Source organism: uncultured Capnocytophaga sp. (assembly GCF_937936315.1).
GTDB lineage: Bacteria > Bacteroidota > Bacteroidia > Flavobacteriales > Flavobacteriaceae > Capnocytophaga.
In genome coordinates, this window is record NZ_CALGWU010000047.1 from 1 (window position 1) to 23,745 (window position 23,745).

General features: G+C 36.1%; 16 protein-coding genes. 9 read left to right on the forward strand and 7 right to left on the reverse strand.

The genetic code is table 11. From position 1 onward, the window contains the following. From Q0162_RS09095 to murC, 7 genes are all read left to right on the forward strand, one after another. The coding region (locus Q0162_RS09095) for a hypothetical protein (protein ID WP_297891016.1) at nt 1–2,220 on the forward strand (2,220 nt) is incomplete at its 5' end. A 15-nt stretch (nt 2,221–2,235) separates the two neighbouring features. After that, nucleotides 2,236–3,456, forward strand: a complete 1,221-nt coding sequence (locus tag Q0162_RS09100) for an alpha/beta hydrolase (RefSeq protein ID WP_297891017.1) — start codon at nt 2,236–2,238, stop codon at nt 3,454–3,456. Between the two features lie 130 nt (nt 3,457–3,586). Further along, nucleotides 3,587–4,303 (forward strand): copper homeostasis protein CutC, encoded by a 717-nt coding sequence (locus Q0162_RS09105; protein ID WP_297891018.1) that lies wholly within the window; start codon nt 3,587–3,589, stop codon nt 4,301–4,303. Nucleotides 4,304–4,347: 44 nt separating this feature from the next. After that, a complete protein-coding gene (locus tag Q0162_RS09110) occupies nt 4,348–5,559 on the forward strand; it encodes a metallophosphoesterase (RefSeq protein WP_297891019.1) in 1,212 nt (403 codons plus the stop codon). Between the two features lie 9 nt (nt 5,560–5,568). Continuing rightward, complete coding sequence (murG, locus tag Q0162_RS09115; protein WP_297891020.1) at nt 5,569–6,648, forward strand: undecaprenyldiphospho-muramoylpentapeptide beta-N-acetylglucosaminyltransferase; 1,080 nt, start codon at nt 5,569–5,571, stop codon at nt 6,646–6,648. Further along, the gene (locus Q0162_RS09120) at nt 6,645–7,490 is read left to right on the forward strand and encodes a hypothetical protein (RefSeq protein WP_297891021.1); all 846 of its coding nucleotides are present in this window, start codon (nt 6,645–6,647) and stop codon (nt 7,488–7,490) included. The genes murG and Q0162_RS09120 overlap by 4 nt, the downstream gene beginning before the upstream one ends. Continuing rightward, nucleotides 7,487–8,842: a UDP-N-acetylmuramate--L-alanine ligase gene (gene murC / locus Q0162_RS09125; RefSeq protein WP_297891022.1), complete on the forward strand. Its 1,356-nt coding sequence runs from the start codon at nt 7,487–7,489 to the stop codon at nt 8,840–8,842. The genes Q0162_RS09120 and murC overlap by 4 nt, the downstream gene beginning before the upstream one ends. Nucleotides 8,843–8,896: 54 nt before the next feature. On the opposite strand, the gene Q0162_RS09130 is transcribed toward murC, so the two are convergent. Continuing rightward, nucleotides 8,897–11,824, reverse strand: coding sequence for a pitrilysin family protein (locus Q0162_RS09130; RefSeq protein WP_297891023.1), 2,928 nt, complete (start codon nt 11,822–11,824; stop codon nt 8,897–8,899). Nucleotides 11,825–11,920: 96 nt separating this feature from the next. Continuing rightward, entirely contained in the window at nt 11,921–13,318 is a 1,398-nt protein-coding gene (fumC, locus tag Q0162_RS09135; protein ID WP_281639962.1) for a class II fumarate hydratase, read from the reverse strand. 175 nt (nt 13,319–13,493) lie between these two features. Here fumC and prfA point away from each other — a divergent pair, with 175 nt between their 5' ends. Beyond that, the gene (gene prfA, locus Q0162_RS09140; RefSeq protein ID WP_297891024.1) at nt 13,494–14,567 is read left to right on the forward strand and encodes a peptide chain release factor 1; all 1,074 of its coding nucleotides are present in this window, start codon (nt 13,494–13,496) and stop codon (nt 14,565–14,567) included. Between the two features lie 95 nt (nt 14,568–14,662). On the opposite strand, the gene Q0162_RS09145 is transcribed toward prfA, so the two are convergent. From Q0162_RS09145 to Q0162_RS09160, 4 genes are all read right to left on the reverse strand, one after another. Continuing rightward, nucleotides 14,663–16,567, reverse strand: a complete 1,905-nt coding sequence (locus Q0162_RS09145) for a S9 family peptidase (protein ID WP_297891025.1) — start codon at nt 16,565–16,567, stop codon at nt 14,663–14,665. Continuing rightward, nucleotides 16,564–17,703, reverse strand: coding sequence for a heparan-alpha-glucosaminide N-acetyltransferase domain-containing protein (locus Q0162_RS09150; RefSeq protein ID WP_297891026.1), 1,140 nt, complete (start codon nt 17,701–17,703; stop codon nt 16,564–16,566). The genes Q0162_RS09145 and Q0162_RS09150 overlap by 4 nt, the downstream gene beginning before the upstream one ends. A gap of 149 nt (nt 17,704–17,852) precedes the next feature. Continuing rightward, nucleotides 17,853–18,398: a DUF4199 domain-containing protein gene (locus tag Q0162_RS09155; protein WP_297891027.1), complete on the reverse strand. Its 546-nt coding sequence runs from the start codon at nt 18,396–18,398 to the stop codon at nt 17,853–17,855. Nucleotides 18,399–18,426: 28 nt separating this feature from the next. Then, entirely contained in the window at nt 18,427–19,695 is a 1,269-nt protein-coding gene (locus Q0162_RS09160) for an acetyl-CoA hydrolase/transferase C-terminal domain-containing protein (RefSeq protein ID WP_297891028.1), read from the reverse strand. A gap of 115 nt (nt 19,696–19,810) precedes the next feature. Here Q0162_RS09160 and Q0162_RS09165 point away from each other — a divergent pair, with 115 nt between their 5' ends. After that, nucleotides 19,811–20,221: a BrxA/BrxB family bacilliredoxin gene (locus tag Q0162_RS09165; protein ID WP_297891029.1), complete on the forward strand. Its 411-nt coding sequence runs from the start codon at nt 19,811–19,813 to the stop codon at nt 20,219–20,221. An 83-nt stretch (nt 20,222–20,304) separates the two neighbouring features. Here Q0162_RS09165 and Q0162_RS09170 read toward each other — a convergent pair whose 3' ends face one another. Continuing rightward, a complete protein-coding gene (locus tag Q0162_RS09170) occupies nt 20,305–23,481 on the reverse strand; it encodes an efflux RND transporter permease subunit (RefSeq protein WP_297891030.1) in 3,177 nt (1,058 codons plus the stop codon). Between the last annotated feature and the right edge of the window lie 264 nt (nt 23,482–23,745).

Here is a 23,745-nt window from a genome sequence, read left to right on the forward strand (position 1 = left end):
CGCCAACATGGTTTTGGGGTTACTGAAGACCTTTTGCATGCTATCAATGGTACTAATAGCGAGTTTCGCCAAGAGGTGATACGCATTATTAAAGAAGTACTCAATGTCAATCTCAATTGGACTCCTCTCATTAAGAATTGGGAAGTACCTACAGGCGAGAGTGCAATAGATCATATCATCACTGCTTTCTACAATCAGTATCCTGACCTAATAAAATATGATGATGAGTACTCTAGCTATTATTACGATTACTATCAAGACGAAGATGAAAGATATAACGATTCTTACATACCTAAACACGAGCGATTTTTAGCTTGTGGACACTATATTCCTTATGGTACTTTCCCTTTGTGGCGTTATAATGGCTGTCCTTTCTGTGGCACACCTTTTGAGTCAGGTAAGATAGAACATACCGAGCAAGGTAGCAAACTCAAAATTCTCGACCTTTGGAGAGAGGGAGAGGCTAATACATATTACCAAAATCTATTAGCTTCCAAAACTGCTTTAGATGCTACCCAATCCAATTCTCTTAAGCTCTTGTTACCTTACTTCTCAGTAGCCAAAGAAACAACTATCCAGATGAAAGAAACACTCATCTTAGTAGTCGATAGTTACTTATCTGAAGGAAAAGAAACTGAAGCAGGCACTTGTTTTCGTACCCCTACCGATATTTTGCGCTATTTGTGGTATAAAAAAACAGGCTTCTTACAGATAATCCCTCCTAAAACAATTGTTGCTAAAAATGCTAAAAACAACCAGCATATAATGCGTCAATTAGATAAGAGTGAGCAAGCTACAACTGAAGCAAAACAAGCTCTCAAACTCAAGTACTCTCGTGAGGAATGTACCCGAGTAGCAAGCTGGCTAAATAATTTGTCTCTTTCAGCTGAGAAGGCTTGTGAATTAATGCACCCTAAGCGCGAAATGTGGGTGCGCTTTATTCGTGCCTTGCGTTTAGCCGAGTATAGCAAGAAAAAAGGCTTTGAAAAGCTTGCTACACTATTAGATATTTTCTATCATCAGAAATACGAAGTGTGGCAAGGCAAGGTTCAACAGGCTTACTTAAATGTAGATACTGATACTGTTTTAGAATATCTAAAAGAACGCCCTTCCCAGTTTGCACGTTCGCTATTCGCTACTATGTTATGGGTGGGTGCAGATGATACGATTATCGCCTTCAAAGAAGTAATAGACCAAGTACCTATGCGTTTGCTCTTTACCCTTAATAATTATGCCGACCTTTACTTTACACCACAGGGTACACGCCCTATAAAAATCATCACAGGTGATTATATAAATGCTCCTAAAAATCAATGGGTAAATTTAGGTTATAACGAAGAGCAATTAGCCCAGATGAAAACAGCTGTAGAAGACCTTTGTTTGTGGACAATACGCCGAAAGTTTGCTAAACAACCCAATCCTCATAAAACGATATTTATAGATGAACAGCTGTATCATATCCCTTTGCCTATAGGTGATAGAAGCAATAATATACACGACTTCAATGCAACCCTAATGGGTACGAAATTTCCTTTAGAAGGCAACGAGATACGCCTTTTTATGCAATGGGGTAAAGACCTCCCTGCCCAGCATCTCGATATGGACTTGTCTTGCTATATTACCTTTGACGAAGAATGTAGAATGGAAAATGAGATCTGCTTTTTTGGTAGACTTACCGCTACGGGTTGCCAACACAGTGGTGATATTCGTAGTATTCCTAATAAAGTAGGTACCGCCGAGTATATCAATATCGATGTAAATATCTTGCGCCAAAAGAAAGCTAAGTACGTAACCTTTGTATGCAATGCTTATTCTAATGGAGCTCTATCACCTAATTTAGTAGTAGGTTGGATGGATAGTAAGCATAAAATGAAAGTATCTGAGCGTACAGGGGTAGCCTATGATCCTTCTACCGTGATTCATCAGGTGCGTATCGCTCAATCATTACAAAAAGGACTCCTCTTTGGTATCTTAGATGTAGAGGCTAAAGAGATTATTTGGATGGAACTCCCTTTCCAAGGACAGCTTGCTAATGATCTATCTCTCGATACAATAAAAGCTCTACTCAATAAATTAAATGCTAAAACTACTATCGGCAACCTGCTAACCCTCAAAGCCGAAGCTCAAGGATTGCAGGTAGTAAGCGATAAAACTCTCGCCGATGAAGTGTATGATATGCAATGGGCAGAATATGGGAAAGTAAATGAATTGTTTTTATAGTTAAAATAAACAGATATGAAAAAATACATACTATTCAGTGCTATAACCTTATTTGTTATAGGGCTACAAGCACAAAACAAATTCAAAGTAACGCCTGATGAGGCACGTAATGGTTCGTATACTATTAGCCCTACTTTACCTAAGGACGGAATGGTAAAAGCAGGCACAGTTCTTACACTCAAAGCAACCCCTGCCACTGGCTATATTTTTGATAGTGGCTATTACTCCTTACCAGAACAGTGGGGGGGTATGTTTTATGAACAATCTACACCTGAGTTCAAAGTGAAAGTAGACAAAGATATGAATGTAGGAGCTTGTTTTGTACCTAAAAAAGCGGAAGCTAATCTGAAAGTAGTGCAAGATATTGTTTATGCTAAACCGGGATTAAAACCGCTAAAATACGATGTATATAGTCCTAAAGGTAAGCAAAACCTACCTTGTGTTGTAATTATCCACGGAGGTGGATGGAGCTCCAATACTGAATCGGTGATGAGAGGTTTGGCACGCGAATTAGCAAACAGTGGCAGATATGTGGTTTTCAACATTGATTATCGCTGGATAGACAAACTAGACGGAGATAGTACTCCTACTCAATTGCACCAAATTATAGAAGATGTGTATGGAGCTTTGTTACACATTGCTGAAAACGCTGCTAAATATGGAGGCGATAGCAGTAAGTTATTCCTTACAGGTGATAGTGCGGGAGGACATCTATCTGCCTCAGCAGCTAACTTTGTAGAACGTATAGGTGATAAAGGTTTTGGTAAAATACAAGGTGTGTATGAGTTTATGCCTACCTATATGCCTAAAGGAAAAACAGTAACTCAAGTGCGTGATGAGTTAACTAATGCTATCAAAGCTGTTGCCCCTAGTTATGGAGTTTTTCGTCCAGAAACTCTTGCTTTTATGTTTAAGAACTATCCTTTTTTGAACGAAATAGCTCCTATCAATAATATTCCCGAGGCTTCTAAAAGAGCTATACCCCAATTGTTGTTTAGAGGTTCAGAAGATGGACTTATAAAAGATGAAGAGGTCAAAGCTTACGAACGCGCCCTTTCCAAATGCGGTCAGAGGGTGGAGTATATACAAGTAGGAGGTGCCAATCACGCTTTCTTCGATTGGAAACCTGATACTAAAACACAAGCAACTTTCAACAAATACGGCAAATACCACGCTCACGAAATGTTGTTGTTCTTTGATTCAGTATTAGAAGATCTTAACAAAACTAACAACTAAAGAAACATCTTCAAATATAAATATCCGAGGAAGTATAATACTTTTCTCGGATATTTTTATATTAATTACTCATTCTTCATTGCTAATTATCAATTGTTTTGTACATTTGCGCTCTAAATTAACAAAGACTATGATTTATGAAATATGTGCTAGCTCTTTTGAGTCGGCTAAAAATGCTGAAATATCAGGTGCTACCCGTATAGAGTTGTGTAGCGAATTAGGTGTAGGAGGGGTAACCCCCAGCTATGGATTAATTAAAAAAGTAATGGATGAACTCTCTATCGGTAACTGTGTACTGATACGTCCTCGTAGTGGTAATTTTACTTATACCGATGAGGAGTTTGATGTGATGTTACGCGACATCAATCTCTGTCGTGAATTAGGTTGCCAAGGAGTAGTAACAGGAGTGTTACATCGCGATAACACAATTGATGAAGAACGTACTGCACGCCTCAAAGAAGCTGCAGGTACTATGGAATTTATCTATCATCGTGCTTTTGATTGTGCCCCCGATCCCATTGCTGCAATTAAAACCCTTAAACGTTTGGGAGTTGAACGTATTCTTACCTCAGGAGGTAAAAAATCAGCTATTGAAGGATTAGAACTGCTTAAAGATCTCAACCGCATAGCTGCAGGTCAACCCACAATTATGCCTGGGGGTGGTATCAATCCACAGAGCATTATACAGATAAAAGCTGCTGGTTTTACCCAAGTGCACTTTTCAGGTACAGTTTTTGAGGATTTGGGTACATCTTTGCCTTTCTCATTTAAAACAGAGGCGTTTTTAGACGAAACAAAACGCCCTATTTCTAATATTGAAAACATCAAAAAAATTATGAATAATTAGCCAGTTTGTTGTCAATTAGCAAATTGGTAAATTGACAAATGAATATGGTTTATATAATTCTTATTGGTATTTTTATCATTTATTTTCTACTAACATTTTATGCAAGTAGAAGTTTAAAAACCCTCAAAGTTCCCCATTGGGTAGAATGGCTATTTTGGCTCATCACAATAGGAGTGGTAATTCACTTGTTGTACCATTGGTTCTGTAGAGGAAAAGTTGTATGGAGTGCCCCTCAACAATATGCTATTGCAGGGCTACTTACGTGGCTTATTATCTGTTTGTTTGTAACTCTTCCTTTGTTATTAGAAGATATTACACGACTTATAAAAGCTATATTTCGCAAACCTACTAATGCACCGCGTATTCCTTCTCGTCGTAAGTTTGTAAGTACTTTAGGTTGGGGATTGGCAGCTATTCCTTTTGCTTCTATCCTCTATAGTATTTTCAAAGGAAAATATAACTATAAAGTTTGGAAATACACATTGTATTTCGATAATCTCCCTAAAGCATTTAATGGCTATCGCATTACTCAAATATCTGATATTCATTGTGGTAGCTTTGATAACTATGAGAAAATACGCTATGGAGTAGATCTTATCAACTCACAAAAAAGCGATGTAATCCTTTTTACAGGCGATTTGGTAAATAATTTAGCAAATGAGGTACACAATTGGAAATCACTTTTTGCTACTCTCCAAGCACCTGATGGAGTATTTTCTATTATGGGTAACCACGACTATGGCGATTATTCCTCTTGGGAAACTCCTGAAGCTAAACAACAGAATTTAGAGCATTTATTTCAATTACAAAAACAAATGGGATGGCAACTATTGCTTAACGAACATTGTTATTTAGAACGTGATGGCGAAAAAATAGCTTTAATAGGGGTAGAAAACTGGGGACACGGTCGATTTTCTAAATATGGCGATTTGAATAAGGCTATGGAAGGCATAAATACCGAAGATTTTAAAATATTAATGAGTCACGACCCAACTCATTGGCAAGAGGTTGTGTTACCTGAAAATAAGGATATTCAACTTACTCTCAGTGGTCATACTCACGGGATGCAATGTGGTATTGAAATACCTGGGTGGCTAAAATGGAGCCCCTCACAATATATTTACAAATATTGGGGAGGAATGTATGAAGAGGGTGGTAAATACCTCAATGTAAATAGAGGTTTTGGTTATCACGCTTTCCCTGGTCGTTTAGGGGTATGGCCTGAAATCACAGTTATTGAACTTAAAACTAAATAACTAAATTGTATGAAAAAATTTATTATCTCAGGAGGTGGTACTGGCGGACATATATTCCCTGCCATCGCTATTGCCGATGAAATAAAAAAACGTTTACCTGAAGCCGAAATACTTTTTGTAGGGGCTAAAGATCGTATGGAAATGCAAAAAGTACCTCAAGCTGGTTATCCTATTGAAGGTTTGTGGATTTCAGGAATTCAACGTAAACTCACTTGGCAAAATTTGATTTTTCCACTAAAGTTTATCCATAGTCTATGGAAATCCCGACAAATCATCAAGCGTTTTAAACCCGATGCTGTCATAGGTACAGGAGGGTTTGCTAGTGGAGCAGTAGTGAAAGTAGCTGGGCAAATGGGGATACCTACCTTTATTCAAGAACAGAACTCTTATGCAGGCATTACCAACAAGATGCTTGCCCAAAAGGCAAAGAAAATATGTGTTGCTTATGATGGTATGGAAGTTTTTTTTCCAAAAGAGAAAATCGTAAAAACGGGTAACCCTATTCGTGGAGGTTTATTAAATATAGATCAACATCGCCAAGAAGGTTTATCGTATTTCCAACTTAATCCTCATCAAAAAACACTTTTGATATTAGGAGGAAGTTTAGGAGCACGACGCATCAATCAGTTAGTAGAAACACAGTTGCCTTTATTTGAAAAATTAGGGGTACAAGTGTTATGGCAATGTGGCAAACTTTACTATGAAGAATACAAAAAGTATAATAGTTCACAAGTACACGTTTTAGCTTTTATTGATCGTATGGAACAAGCTTATGCCGTTGCCGATGTAATTATTTCGCGAGCAGGTGCAAGTTCTGTAAGTGAATTATGTGTAGTAGGCAAACCAGTAATATTTATTCCCTCACCTAATGTAGCCGAAGATCATCAAACTAAAAATGCACGTGCTATAGCTGATAAACAAGCTGCTATTTTAATAAAAGAAAATGAATTAGATAGTAAATTTGCAGATACTTTTAGCAGCTTGATAACTGATGAAACTCAACAGCAAAATCTTTCGTCTCATATTAAAGCGCTAGCTCAACCCAATGCAACCAAAGAAATTGTAGATTTAATAATAAATAACAGATGACTAAATTTTTAACCTTTATAGCTCTCTTAGGAGGAGGAGTGCTTTCTATAGCACAAACTACCTTAAAACCCTCTGTATTTATAGATACTAAAAGTGATGATTTCAAAAAAGGTATTGTAGAAATCAAAGAATATACAAACTATGAAGTATATCAACAATTACAACGCAATCTCAAATCAGGTAACTCAGCTGCTATCAATGCTGATATGATACGTCAGGCATTTATCACGAGAAAGATAGCTTTACAAAAAGGTACTTACATCATTGATAACAACGAACAACATTTCGAGTTTGAAATAGGTAATAGTGGTCAATTAGTAGGTGAAGGTAAATTTGTAAATAAAAAGCGTAACATTCCTTCTACTTATATTTTTAACAATGGAAAACTTGCTGAAATTCATATTTTTACTCCTGAAGGAAGATTACGCAAAAAAAATATCTTCAAAGGTAATACTATAGAAGGATTGGTGTATGACCACGCTGGAAATATTGCTCAAAAAATAGAAATATACACTAATTTAAAAGAAGGTGCTGACCAAATAGTAACTAATTATCACAAGAATGGCAACCCTAGTAAAGAAGTAAATACTATTAAAAACACTACCAAAGAGTATTATCAAAATGGCAAACTCAAACTCGAACAAATAAATAGTAAAACTACTACCAAATATGACCCTGAAGGGAAAATAACTGAAAAATGGTATGTTACTGAAAAAGGTAACTGCAAAGAGTTATATGAAAAAGGGGTAATCTCTCAAAAAATATGTGAAGATCGCAGTATAAAAGAAACCACTGTGAGCACTTATAGAAATGGTAAATTATTAGAAACAAAGAAATTATGAATTTACAACCAATAACAAATGTTTATTTTATAGGTATTGGAGGCATAGGAATGTCTGCCCTTGCACGTTATTTCAATGCCAATGGTAAAGTAGTAGCTGGTTATGACCGTACCTCTACTGATATTACTGAAATGCTTGAAAAAGAGGGTATAAAAGTACATTTTACTGATGAGGTAAAAGCTATTCCTAATTCATTTAAAAATGTAGAAACTACTTTAGTGGTATATACCCCTGCTGTTCCTAAAGATCATAAAGAGTTAGTTTTTTTTCAAGAAAATGGCTACCAAGTAGTAAAACGCTCAGAAGTGTTAGGCTTCATTACTAAAAACTCCTTTTGTTTAGCCGTTGCAGGTACTCACGGTAAAACTACAACATCAAGTATTTTAGCCCATATTATGGTAGAAAGTGGAACTTCGGTAAGTGCTTTTTTAGGAGGTATAGCCGAAAATTTCAATAGTAATTTGGTGCTCAAAGGTAGGGAATATACAGTAGTTGAAGCCGATGAGTTTGACCGTTCATTTTTGCGACTTTCACCTAACATTGCTTGTATTACCTCTATGGACGCTGATCACCTCGATATTTATGGTGATGAGCAACATCTTATAGAAGGATTTCACGAGTTTGCTGGAAAAATTAAACCTAGAGGCAGTCTCATTGTACGCAACGGACTAAACATAGCTGGTGAAACGTATGGTTTAGAAGATAATTCTGATTACAGTTTCCAAAACATTCATATTGTAGATGGTATTTATCATTTTGATTTCAAATATGCAGGAGGTATTTATAAAGATATTACCTTTATGAAACCAGGGCGACACAACTTACTCAATGCTTTGGCAGCTATTGCTATGGCTGTAAAAGCAGGAATTGCTCCTGAAAAATTGTTGCCTCACTTAGCTACTTTTAAAGGGGTAAAACGTCGTTTTTCATATATCATTAAAGAAAAAGACTTTGTTTTCATTGATGATTATGCCCATCACCCTTCCGAAATCAATGCACTATATCAAGCAGTAACTGAAATGTATCCTAATACTCCTAAAACTATTGTTTTTCAACCTCACCTTTTCACTCGTACACGTGATTTTATGAATGATTTTGCAAAAAGTCTATCACAATTTGATGAGGTGATACTATTAGATATCTATCCTGCACGTGAATTACCTATAGAAGGGATTACTTCACAAGTTTTATTAGAGAAAATAACTACTTCTAAAAAAACTTTAGTAAGCAAAACTGAACTTATTCCTCTTTTGCTTAAGAAACGTCCTCAATTATTATTAGCTGTAGGAGCAGGCGATATAGGAGCTGAAGTAACTCATATCAAAGAAGCTATGAAAAAAAGTAAAAACTGAAGAAAATAACAAAAAAATGAGGCTCACCTTTTTTGATGAGCCTCATTTTTATTTTTAGTATCCAAAGAGTTCTTCTAAAGAGAGTTTTTTGAAATCTCCTATTTTTTGAAGTTCATCTTTTGAAAGTTTCTTTTCAGATGCTAAAATCACATAAGTATAAGGTTTTTTAGAAAGGTATTTATCATGGAAATTTTTTATCTCTTTCATTGTAATACCATCTATATTTTGATATACTTGCTTGCGTATATCATCTTTAAGTCCTAATTCTTGTGCTGCTAAATAGCTATAAATAATACCATCTTGTGTAATTCGTTCAGTTTCTATTTCTTGTTTGATTTGCATTTTAGCCAATTCTAGATTAGCAGGCAATTCAGGCATTGTATTAAGTAGTTCATTCATAGCCTCAATAGCTTCTTTAAATTTATCAGCTTGTGAACCTACGTAAGCAAGCACATAATATTTATCGGATTTTTTTCTTGGTGAGGCATAATAACCATAAGTGCTATATGCTAGAGCTTTACTTTCACGAATAGTTTGGAACACTAAAGATCCCATACCTCCACCAAAATAGTTGTTAAAGGTACTAATTATAGTACTTTCAGCAGGATTGAAAGGAACAGTATTACGTACCCAACGAGTTTCAGCTTGTACCATTTCATAATCGGTAAAGAGTACTTGGTTTTTACCCTGATCTATTTGTTTGAATTCTTTTTTAGGAGCCACTTTAGCGAACTTCGCAGGCACTTTGTGCAAAGTCTTTAGTTTAGCAATAAGTTCTGAAAGTGTAGCAGGACCATAATAAATAACTGTTTGCTCTACATTATTCAAGTTTTTGAGTTTATCTACCAACTCTTTGCCTGTAATAGCTTCAATTTCGGCATTAGAGAAGGTATAGTTATATTTATTTTTTGCCCCATACATTGCATAATTTGTTAAGGCTTGCATAATAGCATTTCTATTAGCTTTAGCATCTGTACGTGATTTAGCTACACGTGTTTTTAAGGCTTTAAGAGCTTCTTCATCTACTTTTATGTTTGCTATAAAATCTTCGTAAAGTTTGACAGCTGCATCAAAGTTTTCTTGCAATCCTTCAATATTGACAGTGGTGTATTCTTCACCTGCTGAAATTCTAAAACTTGAAGCTATTTTATAGAGATCTTTAGTAAGCTGTTCTGCTGACTTTTTATCAGTACCCAAAAACTTACTATAATTAGTTGCTATTGCTAATTTTAAATCGTTAAAAGAACCTATCTTATAACGGAAAGTAAGACGATACAATTCATTATCTTTATTTTGAACATAAAGTACATCAGCTTTACCTAATTTTCCTTTTTGTAAATCTTTATTGTAATCTAGAAATACAGGAGCTACTGGAGCACTCGGCATTTCATTTATCATTTTAACAAAATCAGATTGTTTATCAGCATTAGTTTCAATAGGAGTGATTGCAGGTTTTTCAATCTTCTCTATATTGGTGCGAGTTCCTTTCTCTTTATAAACAGCTACATAATTATTACCTAAGTATTTGTTAGCAAAAGCAACAATATCAGCTTTAGAGAGTTTAGAAAGGTTGTTTACATAAGCTACTTGGTCTTTCCAGTTGAGATTATCGGTAAAAGCTGCCATCAACATATTAGCACGATTGCCATAAGATTCAGTCCCTTGAATGGTTTGTTTTTTCAAGTTGTTTATGATAGAAGGGATAAGGTCGTCATCAAAATTACCTTTTTTTAGATTTTCTATTTGCCCTAACATAAGATCTTTTACTTGTTCTAACGATTGTCCTTGTAGAGGTGCTCCTGATAAATATAATACTCCATAATCAATAAGTGTATAAGCAAAAGCACTAGCTCTAAGTAACTTTTGTTTTTTTACAAGGTTCAAATCAATAAGTCCAGCATTGCCATTAGTAAGAATTTCACCTACTAAATCAGCTAATAGAGCATCTTTATCTTGGTTACCTGGCAAACGGAATGCTATAGAAACACTTTCTGCATCAGGACCTACTACTTTTTTGATGATAGGGGCAGTGATAGGCGCTTCTTTCTCAAAAGTATATTGAGGTACAGGTTTAGGTTGCATATAGCTAAAAGCCTTATCAATTTCGGCAATAGCTTTATCAGGATTGAAATCACCAGCCAATATTACTGCCATATTATTAGGTACATAATAGGTTTGGAAGTACTTGCGAATTTCTTTTAATGAAGGATTTTTTAAATGTTCTACCGTACCAATAGTAGTTTGCAAGCCATAATTGTGTTTTTTGAACAACTCAGAGAAGAGAGTTTCAAATACTTCACTATTATCGCTATCCAAAGAGCGATTTTTTTCTTCATATACAGCTTCTAATTCAGTATGGAAAATACGAAGCACAGGATTGCGAAAACGTTCAGCTTGTACAGCAATATACTTATTGATAGCATTTGCTGGTACATCATCAGTATAAACAGTTTTCTCAAAAGAAGTAAACGCATTAGTACCTTGTGCTCCCATAGCAGTCATCATCTTGTCGTACTCATTAGCAATTGCATACTTGCTAGCTACCCCCGATACTGAATCAATTTTCTTATAAATAGCCTTACGTTTAGCAGGGTCTTTGGTGTGATTGTACTCTTCATAAAGGGCATCAATTTTGTCTAATTGTACCTTTTCTTTGTTCCAATCAAGAGAACCATATTTGTCAGTACCTTTGAAGAGCAAGTGCTCTAAGTAGTGAGCCAACCCTGTATTGGTAGCAGGGTCGGTTTTACTACCTGCTTTCACTGCTACATAACACTGAATGCGAGGTTCTTTATTAGTAGGACTTAAGATGACTGTAAGTCCATTTTTCAAGGTATAGAACCTTGCATTGGTGGGGTCGTGGGTTACATATTTGTAAGTATACCCGCCACTTTGGGCTTCTTTCCACTCATAGTTTTGAGCAGTAGCCCCAAACGATATGGCTATAGTAAACAGCCATAAAAATAGATTTCTTTTTTGCATAAAAATATAGTTTTAAGATGTGTATTAAAAGAAAAGGGTATCTAAAAAGTTGTTTCCAGATACCCTTTATTTGTTATATAAGTTATTACTTATTAATTATTTAAGGCTTCCTACCATATCTTCAGGACGTACCCATTTATCAAAGTCCTCAGGAGTAACATAGCCAAGACGTACAGCTTCTTCTTTGAGGGTAGTACCATTGCGGTGTGCTGTTTGAGCAATTTCGGCAGCTTTATAATAACCTATTTTAGTATTAAGAGCTGTGACAAGCATCAACGAGTTGTCTACTAATTCTTTAATACGCTTGTAATTAGGTTCAATACCACTTGCGCAATGTTCTTCAAATGATACACAAACATCACCTAACAACTCAGCTGATTTAAGGAAGTTAGAAGCCATTAATGGTTTAAATACATTCAATTCGTAATGACCTTGAGTACCACCTACTGAAATAGCTACATCGTTACCCATTACTTGTGCTGCAACCATTGTCATCGCTTCACATTGGGTAGGATTCACTTTACCTGGCATAATAGAACTACCTGGTTCGTTAGCAGGGATGAGAATTTCACCAATACCAGAACGAGGTCCTGAAGCCATCATACGAATGTCGTTTGCAATCTTGTTTAATGATACAGCTAATTGCTTGAGGGCACCATGGCTTTCTACAATGGCGTCGTGAGAAGCTAAAGCTTCAAATTTGTTAGGAGCAGTTACAAAAGGTAGACCGGTGAATTTGGCAATGTACTCAGCTACTTTCACATCATAACCTTTAGGTGTGTTGAGCCCTGTACCTACAGCAGTTCCACCTAAAGCGAGTTCTGAGAGGTGTGCTAAAGTATTTTTGATAGCGCGAATAGCGTGATCAAGCTGAGCTACATAGCCTGAAAGCTCTTGTCCTAAAGTAAGTGGTGTAGCATCCATAAGGTGTGTACGACCTATCTTTACAACATCTTTAAAGGCTTCTGCTTTAGCGGCAAGGGTATCGCGTAGTTTTTGAACCCCAGGAATAGTTTTTTCAACTACCATTTTGTAACAAGCAATATGCATTCCTGTAGGGAAGGTATCGTTAGATGATTGTGATTTATTCACATCATCATTAGCCTTTAATACGGGGTCTCCTTCTCCTATTTGTTTGCCAGCTAACACTTGAGCACGATTGGCAATTACCTCATTCACATTCATATTAGATTGAGTACCTGATCCGGTTTGCCAAATTACCAATGGGAATTGGTCATCAAGTTTGCCTTCGAGAATCTCGTCACAAACTTGAGCAATAGCATTGCGTTTTTCGGCAGAAAGTACGCCTAAATCGAAGTTAGCGTATGCAGCAGCTTTTTTAAGATAGGCAAAGCCACGGATAATTTCAATCGGCATAGAAGCAGGTGCACCGATTTTGAAGTTGTTACGTGAACGTTCTGTTTGTGCTCCCCAATATTTATCGGCAGGCACCTTCACTTCACCCAAAGTGTCTTTTTCAATTCTATAATTCATTTTGTTTGTATTAGTTAAAATAATCTTCTTTTAAAAAACGCTACAAAGGTATATTTTATTTTCTAAATATTAAAATTTTTTTAAGAGTTTTTTTATAGCGATAATTCTGCAATTTGCTAATTAGCTAATTAATTGTTACCTTTGCGCCCTCAAAAAGATTATTATTAGAATAAAAATGCTCGATAAATTAAACATTGTTAAACAACGCTTTGATGAGGTATCGGATTTGATTATCCAACCTGATGTGATAGCCGACCAAAAACGTTACATTCAACTTAATAAGGAATATAAGGACTTAAAAGAGTTGATGGACAAGCGAGAAGAGTACATCAATGTAACTGGTAATCTTGCTGAAGCCGAAGAAATTATTGCTGATGGTAGTGATGCCGAAATGGTGGAAATGGCTAAACTGCAATTAGATGAAAGTAAAGAACGCTTACCTCAATTAGAGGAAGAAATCAAATATATGTTGATTCCTAAAGACCCTGAAGATGTGAAGAATGCTGTAATGGAAATACGTGCTGGGACAGGTGGAGATGAGGCTTCTATTTTTGCTGGCGACCTTTATCGTATGTATACTAAATATTGCCAAAGCAAAGGATGGAGTACATCAGTAATGGATTTCAATGAAGGAACTGCAGGGGGCTACAAAGAGATTATTTTTGAAGTTACAGGTGATAATGTATATGGTACTTTGAAGTTTGAAGCAGGAGTACACCGTGTACAGCGTGTTCCTCAAACTGAAACGCAGGGACGTGTACACACTTCGGCTGCTACTGTGATGGTATTGCCAGAGGCTGAAGAGTTTGATGTAGAACTCAATATGGCAGATGTGAATATTATTCGTACAACCTCTACAGGACCTGGCGGACAGTCGGTGAATACTACTTATTCTGCTATTCAACTCCAGCATATTCCTACAGGTATAGAGGTACGTTGCCAAGATGAAAAATCTCAACACAAAAACCTTGAAAAAGCATTAAAAGTATTGCGTTCTCGCCTCTACGAATTAGAGCTTGCTAAAAAAATGGAAGCTGATTCTGCTCGCCGTAAGTCAATGGTATCCAGTGGTGACCGTTCAGCTAAAATACGCACTTACAATTATCCTCAAGGTCGCGTAACTGACCACCGTATCGGGCTTACTCTCTATGATTTACAGAATGTTATCAATGGAGATGTACAACGCCTCATTGATGAATTACAACTTGCTGAAAACGCTGAAAAACTCAAAGAAGGTGATGTGTTTTAAAGAAGTAAGATAACAAGTTAAATTAAGTTACTAATGAATAAAAAGCTGACTAAGATTTATTTCTTAATCAGCTTTTCTATTGTTGTTCTATTATGTTATAGTGTTTCTTTCAACCATTTAAAGAAAGTTCGTTGCCATAGCAGTCCGTTTTGAGGTTGTAATACCCAGTGGTTTTCATCAGGAAAATAAAGTAACTCACTTCTAATGCCTTTTAATTGTGCGGCAGTAAAGGCTTGAAATCCTTGCTCTTCAGGTACTCGGTAATCTTTACCTCCGTGAATAATTAGTATGGGAGTATCCCAATTATTAATTTTCTTTATAGGGTTAAACTCTTTATACGATTTTTGAGCTACTGCATTATGCTCTTCCCAATAAGCTCCTCCTATTTCATTATTGTTAAAGAAAAGCTCTTCAGTAGTGCCATACATACTTTCCAAATTAAAAACCCCACAATGGGCAATAAATGTCTTAAAGCGTTTTTGATGAATACCTGCTAAATAGTAGATTGAATATCCACCATAACTTGCCCCTACAGCTCCTAATCTATCTTTATCTACATAAGATTCCTTCGCAATATCATCAATTGCAGATAGGTAATCACGCATTGGCTGTCCGCCCCAATCTCCACTGATTTGTGCATTCCATTCTACTCCAAACCCTGGTAAACCACGTCTGTTAGGGGCTATCACTATATAACCTTGTGATGCCATTAGTTGAAAGTTCCAACGAAAACTGTAAAACTGACTTACAATTGATTGTGGACCTCCTTGGCAGTAGAGTAGGGTAGGGTACTTCTTATTAGGGTCAAAGTCTGGAGGGTAAATCACCCAAGCGTGCATATCTTTGCCGTCAGTGGTCTTGATGATACGTTCCTTTATAGGGCATTGAGCTATCTGCTTATATTGTTCATCATTAAAGTGTGAGAGCTGTTTGAGAGATAGATATTCTTTTTTCTTCTCTTTTAAGTTAATAGTATATAGTTCTGCTGCGTGGTTCATATCCGTGCGCATCACAACCAATTGGTCGCCTGTTTGTCCTACTATACTATTCACATCAAAAAGGCCTTTTGTGAGTTGTCTTGGAGTGGTATCTTTACTAAAAGGAGCTACTACAAATAGCTGTTCAGTACCTTGAGTAGGGGCTATTAAGTAAATCCGTTTACCGTCATTACTCCAACGGTAACTAAATATGGTGTTATCCCATTGTGCAGTAAGGTTGATGCGTTTGCCGTTCTTTAGTATATATAGGTCATTCTTATCAGATTCATTCCCATCGTGTGCCATACTGAGCCACGCCAATACGCCCTCTTTACTATACTGAGGGTTAGTGTCATACCCCATCATTCCTTCGGTAAGGTTTGTTGTTTTTTTGGAAGTGAGGTCATATTCATAGATATCAGTATTAGTGCTCAGTACATAATCAGTACCAACTTTGGCTTTGGTAACATAAAGAACCTTTTTACCGTCGAGACTCCATATATAATCCTCATCACCTCCAAAAGGCAACTGCGGACAGTAATAGGGCAGTCCTTCCATTATATCGGTTTGTTTACCATTACTATCTTCTATCATCACGTGATTGTAACTACCTTCATTCCATGTGTCCCAATGGCGGTGATCTAAGCTACTGTATAGTTTCCCTGATGATTTATCTAAATCAGTATAGATATCTTTCCCTAAAACCGACTTTAATTTTACTTCCTTATGAGTGAGTTTTAGGCTTTTATCGGTATTGTATTTAGCTGTGAGTTTTTCTACCTCTTCTTTGCTTATAGGAATAGGTACACCTCCTTTTACGGCAAGTTTATAGTATTCTTTGTTAAAAGTATTTTCCTTTATATTGGGAGTACTCACACTCACGAATACATATTGCAGGTCGGGGGCAATACCTATACCATTCACGCGATGTAGTTCCCATAATTTTTCGGGGGTGAGAGGTTGTTGTGCCTGTAAGCCATTCAATGTCATAACTGAAGCCAAAATAATTAGATGTTTTTTCATTCCTTAACAAATAAGGCGAGAAGCCTTTCTAATAGTTTTACAATAAATTGATAACTTTCTATTAAGAATGCTCTTATTTCTTTGAGTACAAAAGCAAGACCTGATTTAATAACAGGTTTTATACGATTATAAATAAATGACAAGCATACACATACAGCTATAAAGGTAGGTGCTCCTAAAAATAATTGATAAGGTTTTAGTTGCCCGCCAAAGTGCTGTATAAGTCCGTAAGAAGTGATACTACCATATATGATAAAGCAGTGTATCACATAAATTGATAAGGTATTTTGTCCAATAGTTTTAATGAGTTGTGAAGTAATCACATTGCGCATTAAGGCAAAAAATCCAAACACAAGTAACACATTGCCTAAACGCAAATAAACAAAGTCCTGCATTAATCGCTCAAAAAATGGAGAATGGTTGATATAGAACAGTTGTTCTATCATAAAGTGAAAGCCCCATAACAAGAATGCTCCTACACTTAAGAATAATAGAATAGCATTGCGGTATAGGTGAGGGTGATTTTTATTTCGCTGAAATAAATATCCCATAAAGCCACCAAATGATACATAACCATACCAAGGAAATATCGTAAAGAGAGTACCGTGTACTTTTGTGAAGTAATTAGCAATAGGCAGTGGTAGCCAGCTAAAAGCAAACTCTTTATAAAAAGGCTCAAAGGTAAAAGCCAATATAGTAGTAGTGATGAGTATGGTAGGCATCACCCATGATTTTCTGTTGTATGAAATGAGGTATGTAGCAATCAGCATCAGAAGCGAAAGACCTATACAGTGCAGTACATCTACACTTTGGAAACTCATACGCAAGAAGTAAGCAATACCAATAAGCAATAAACCACGCCTAATACCTTTCATCACACGAGGGTTGTTCCAGCCTATTTTAGTTATATCACTTTCTTTTACTAATAAAAAAGTGAAAATAAAGCCTGAAACAGTGAAGAATACAGGGGCAGTGATACCAGTGCAGTAGTGCCAAAACCAATAGATAAGATTGTTTTCATCACGATAACGTTCAGCAATAAGTCCATTTACAAAGTGCCCTTGTAACATCATACAAATAGCAAAGGCACGAATTACATCAATAAAGTCAAGTCTAAATTTCTTTACTTTTTCCATAATTATAATGTCATAAAGAGGCTGCAAAGGTACAAATTAATTAATAATTAGCAAGTAATAGTTAATAACTTGTCTTTTTATAAACGAATAAACTTTGCTAAAATCCTTAGACTTTAGCAAAGTTTATTTTAAGTTTTTTTTATTACTCTTTAAAGAAGCATTGGACGTTCTTTTTTCTTTATAGCTCCTACAATAGCTGAGATAATAAGCCCTCCAATAGCTGAAAATACTATAGAAAGAGAAAATGATGAAGCTATAGAAGGTTTGCTGGAATACATTTTATTTTGGAACTCTTCCATCTGTTCTTCAGTAAAATTAGAAGTTATCCCACTCATTTTCTTCATCGCAACTTCTACAACTTTTTCATAATAATTAGGATCAATAACAGTAGTATATATCACTTGATAAATAGCACCTATCACTCCTGCTATGACAGCTACTACTACCCCTACTTTTATGGCTTCTCCTATAGAGAGAAACCCTTCATTAGCTTTTTTGTATTGTTCTATAGCCATTATAATAAAAACTACAGAAATAGCTGTAGCTACCAACCAAGTAAGAATACCCATCAAAGTACTATCAGTGTACAAAAAGTCAGTTACATACAACACTACATTTAAAGCTACTGAAGCAAGCCCTAATAAAAGTCCATTTTTAAGTACAATACTTAAGAAGTTTACATTTTTTGTTTCCATAAGCGAATCAATATTTAAAGTTAATTATTTACTTATACATTTCAAAAGCTGCTCTTTCCAAAGTTTCCCTATGATTAGGATGAGCTATAGCTATTAACGCTTTAGCACGATCTTTTAAATTTTTACCAAATAGTTCTGCAACTCCATATTCGGTTACTATGTACTGCACATGTGCTCGGGTAGTAACTACACCTGCTCCTTGTTTGAGAAAAGGTACAATCTTACTTTCTCCCTTGTTGGTTACTGAAGGGAATGTAATAATAGATTTACCTCCTTCGCTTAGCATAGCCCCGCGCACGAAATCTATTTGCCCACCAAAGCCTGAATAGATAGTTGTTCCTATAGAGTCAGCACATACTTGCCCAGTGATATCTACTTCTATAGCTGAATTGATAGAGATCATTTTAGGATTCTGACGAATAACAGATACTTCATTGGTATATGAAGCTTCAGCCATTTCTACTGAAGGATTATGGTCTATAAAATCGTATAATTCCTGAGATCCCATAGCAAATGAAGCGATAATTTTGCCTTTGTCAATTTTCTTTTCATACCCATTGATAACCCCTTTTTTCACTAAGTGAAGTACACCTTCTGTAAGGAGTTCTGTATGAACACCTAAATTCCTAAGGTGCTCCATTTCACTTAAAGTAGCATTGGGTATATTACCAATACCCAATTGCAAAGTACTACCATCTTCTATAAGGGGTACTATATGTTTGGCTATTTGTTTTTCTATAGCATTAGGTTCTGAGAGATATAGTGAGAAAATAGGAGCATCGTGTTCCACTAGATAGTCTATCTCATCTATATGAACAAGTGCATCACCATAGGTGCGAGGCATTTTCTTATTTACTTTTGCAATAACATATTTAGCATTACGAATAGCTGATTTACAGGCTTCTACACTCACCCCCATAGAACAAAATCCAAACTTATCTGGAGGGGATACTTGTATTAGTACTACATCTACCTTCACGTGTTTTCGATCGAATAGTAGTGGCATATCACTTAGGAAAACAGGAGTATATGATCCATTACCTGCTTTTATTATATGTCGTACGTTTTTAGATAAAAAGAAAGAATCTATATAGAAACTATCTTTATACTTAGGGTCGGCAAAAGGTGCTTCTCCTTCTATATGGATATGCCCAATAGTAACATTTTTTAGTTCAGTGGCTCGTGCAACAAGTGCTTCTACTAATATTTCTGGTACGGCTGCACCTCCATGTATATACACAAAATCACCGCTTTTTACTACTTTTAAAGCTTCTTTAGCAGTTGTAATTTTTGCCATTCAAAATTAATGTTTAGTTAGTGGCTCAAAAGTACAACATAATTTTCAATTGACAAAATAATTTGCGATATATTTTTTTTTACTACCTTTGCACCCAATTTAAAAATGAAATATTATGTATCCACCTGAATTGGTAAAACCAATGATAGAAGAACTAACAAATGTTGGTTTTCAAGAATTAAAAACAGTTGAAGCTGTAAAAAATGCTATTGAACAAGAGGGAACCACACTTGTAGTTGTGAACTCTGTTTGTGGTTGTGCGGCTCGTAATGCACGCCCTGCAGTGCTTTATAGTTTGCAAAATACTAAAAAACCCGACCATCTCACTACAGTTTTTGCAGGAGTTGATAGAGAAGCTACCGAAGAAGCACGCCAATATATGTTGCCATTTCCTCCTTCTTCTCCAAGTATTGCTTTATTCAAAGATGGAGAATTAGTTCATATGTTAGAACGTCACCATATAGAAGGTCGTATGGCAGAAGTAATAGCTGAAAATCTTCAACAAGCTTACGATGAATTTTGTTAATTGAAAGCTTGACTGTAAGATATAAAAAAGGGGATACTTAAATTAAGTTCCCCTTTTTCTTTTTAAATGAATATAAAGATTTATTATACTTCATATTCTTTCTTTATGTCTATGTGCTCGTAATCAGCAATTATTAGTTTTTCATAATCTACTTTAGTTTCTTTGCCAAAGCGCTTGCTTATATTGTCGAAAATCAAATACACTAAAGGCACGATGATAAGCGTAAGGAAGAGAGACGAGAGAAGTCCTCCTATAATTACAATCGCCAAAGCGTTATTAATTTCTGCCCCCGCGCTACTAGCAATTGCTAATGGTATCATACCTGCTACCATCGCAATAGTCGTCATTAGAATAGGTCGCAAACGAGCGTGATTGGCTTGTATCAACGCTGTAATAGTATCCTCGCCCTCCTGCTTGCGGTGGTTGGCAAAATCCACTAGCATAATCGCATTTTTAGCTACCAACCCTATAAGCATAATCATACCTAAAAGAGTAAAAGTATTTAGTGACATATTGGCTAAAGCTAAAGCTATCAGAGCCCCAATAAACGATAGAGGTATAGAGAATAACACTACGAACGGACGTGAGAAACTGTCATACAACACTACCATCACCATATATACTAATAAGATAGCCGCAAATAGCGATACGAATATAGTACCAAATCCTTCGTCTTGCATCTCTTGGTCGCCAGAAAAAGTGAAATGTACGTTAGCAGGTTTTTGTAGGGTTTCGAGTTTTGTTTTCCATTCTGATACAATAGTACCTGTAGGGCGACCTACTGATTGTGCTTGCACCGTTACAGAAGGCGACTTATCATAGCGTTCTAACTGCGTAGGGCCTGATGCATAGTTGATAGTAGCAAATTGTGATAACTTTATCTGTTGACCCATAGCGTTGATAAAGGTCATATTTTCTATATCGGCTATTGACTGACGATTGCCATCTTGAAATAATATATTGATATCGTATTCAGAATCGCCGGTTCGGAATTTACTATCATCATTACCATTAAAAGCAGTACGCATAGTAGTACCTACGGTAGCTACATTTAGCCCTAATAGAGTCATCTTGTCACGATCTAACTCTACGTTTATTTCTGGATTACCCGCCTCTGAACTGAGCTTTATCTCCGTAGCTCCGTCAATAGTTTTAAGCAATCCGGCAGCCTTTTCAGCATACTGTTGAGCAGCTTCTACATTATCAGAAGTAACTACCAAAGCAATAGGCGCTTGCTCAGCTCCCATCATTCCAACAGGTACTGTCTTTACTTTAGCATCTACTAAATACTGACTGAGTTCACGTTTTAGTTTAGCGGCTATCACGTTAGTAGATTCGCTACGCTCTTTCTTATCTACAAGAGTAAGTTGTATTTCTGACTTATAAGCGGTAGCTTGTGTACCTCCCATACCACTAGTAGACTGCCCTACTGTAGTAATCATACTCTCTACCAAAGGCTTGTTAGTTCCGTTTACTTTTAGATTACGTAGATAATTTTCAGCTTTCTGGGTGATAAAGTTAGTTTGCTCCAATGAAGCATCTTTATTGAGTTCAAACTGTACCAAGAATTTGCCTCTATCCATAGGAGGCATAAAATCCATACCTATAAAACCTGTAGGAATAAGAGAACAAGAACCTACAAAGAGGAAGAATACCAAAATAATTGTTTTCCGCTTGTTAGCAAATACCCATACCAATAGATCTGAGAAAAACTGAGTAAAGCGTTTAAGATAGTTCTCAAAACCTATAGCAATCTTTCCTAATACCGAATTAGGATTAGCGTGCTCTAACTTACCAAAACGCGAGTATAGCCAAGGCACTACAGTAAACGACATCAATAAAGAGAGCATAGTAGCAATAGCTACCGTCATACAGAACTCGCGCACTACTTTTACTACGATACTATTTCCTATAGAAATAGGCACAAATACCACTACAATTACCAAAGTAATCGCCATAACTGTCAGTACGATTTCTTTTGAACCATCGAAGGCTGCGCGTACCTTGTTTTTGCCCATTTCCATATGGCGGTGTATGTTCTCTAATACTACAATAGCATCATCGACCAAAATACCTACAACTAACGAAAGGGCTACCAAACTCATCAAATTAAGGGTAAAGCCAAAGAAATACATACCTATAAAGGCAGCAATTAGTGAAGTAGGGATAGACACCATTACAATAAGAGCATTTCGCAAACTATGTAAGAAGAAGAACATCACTACAGCAACCAAGACAATAGCCAAAATAAGGTCAAACATTACCGAGTTGGCAGCTGCTAAGGTAAATTCGCTAGTGTCTTCTGCCAATAACATTTTCACTCCTTCATTTTTATAAGTCTGCTCTATTTGTTCCATTTTCTTGCGTACCAACTCGCTTACCGATACCGCATTGGCATCAGTTTGTTTAAGCACTTGCAACAAGAGCGTATTTTCTTGGTCTATACGAGCTATTTTTTCAGCCTCTTCTTCAGTATCTTGCACATCAGCAACATCTGAAAGTCGTATCTCTACTCCATTTTGCGAAGCTAAGGTAAGATTACGCAGCTGCTCTACATCTTGAATTTTACCTAACAAACGTATAGAGGTACTATTTTCACGCGTTTTAATTTTACCCGCAGGAATTTCCATATTAGAAGCCGCAATGAGCTGTTGTACTTGCCCTATAGAAAGTCCATAACCTTCTAATTTTTTAGCATCTACATTCACGCGTATTTCACGCTTACGTCCTCCAATAATATTCACTTGTGCTACCCCTGGTACACGCGAAAGCTCAGGTTGTATTTTCTTATCTACTAAGTCATATAACTCTTGTGAAGATAATTTAGAAGTTACTCCAATAGAAATAATAGGCAAATCAGAGAGAGAGAATTTGCTAAGAGAAGGTTCTTTAGCATCAGTAGGTAGATAGGCACGAATAGCGTTAATCTTTCGCTGTGCCTCATTGAGGGTATTATCTACATCAGCATCATTGGTAAGCTGTACTACCACTACTGAAAGACTCTCATACGAATATGATTGTATCTTCTTAATATTCTCTAAGGCAGATACCGCATCTTCAATCCTTTTAGTAACCGTACTCTCAATTTCAGAAGGCGAAGCTCCGGCATAGACAGTAGAGATTGTCACCACATTCACTTCAAACTTAGGGATAAGTTCGTAGTTTAATAGTTTATAAGAATAAAAGCCTCCTAATAGTAATAAGGAAAGCATTACAATCAGAACGCTAGGGCGTTTGATAGAAAGTTTAATTAAGTCCATTTGTTATTCTTTGTAAATCGGTGGCAAAAGTACAATAAAAAACTTTATAAACAAAAAAAGTTTTCTAAATTTTTAAAGTAATCTCTATTTATTAAACAGCTATCAGATATCATAAGTTTACAAAATTTTATAAGTCCTAAATTCTCCCCTAAAAAACTTACCTTACTTAATCTTGGCATATCTATTGCAATATATACGAGTAACATTATATTTTTTAATTTAGAAACTTGTTTGTCAGTAAGGTAAATGTAATAAGTTTATTTA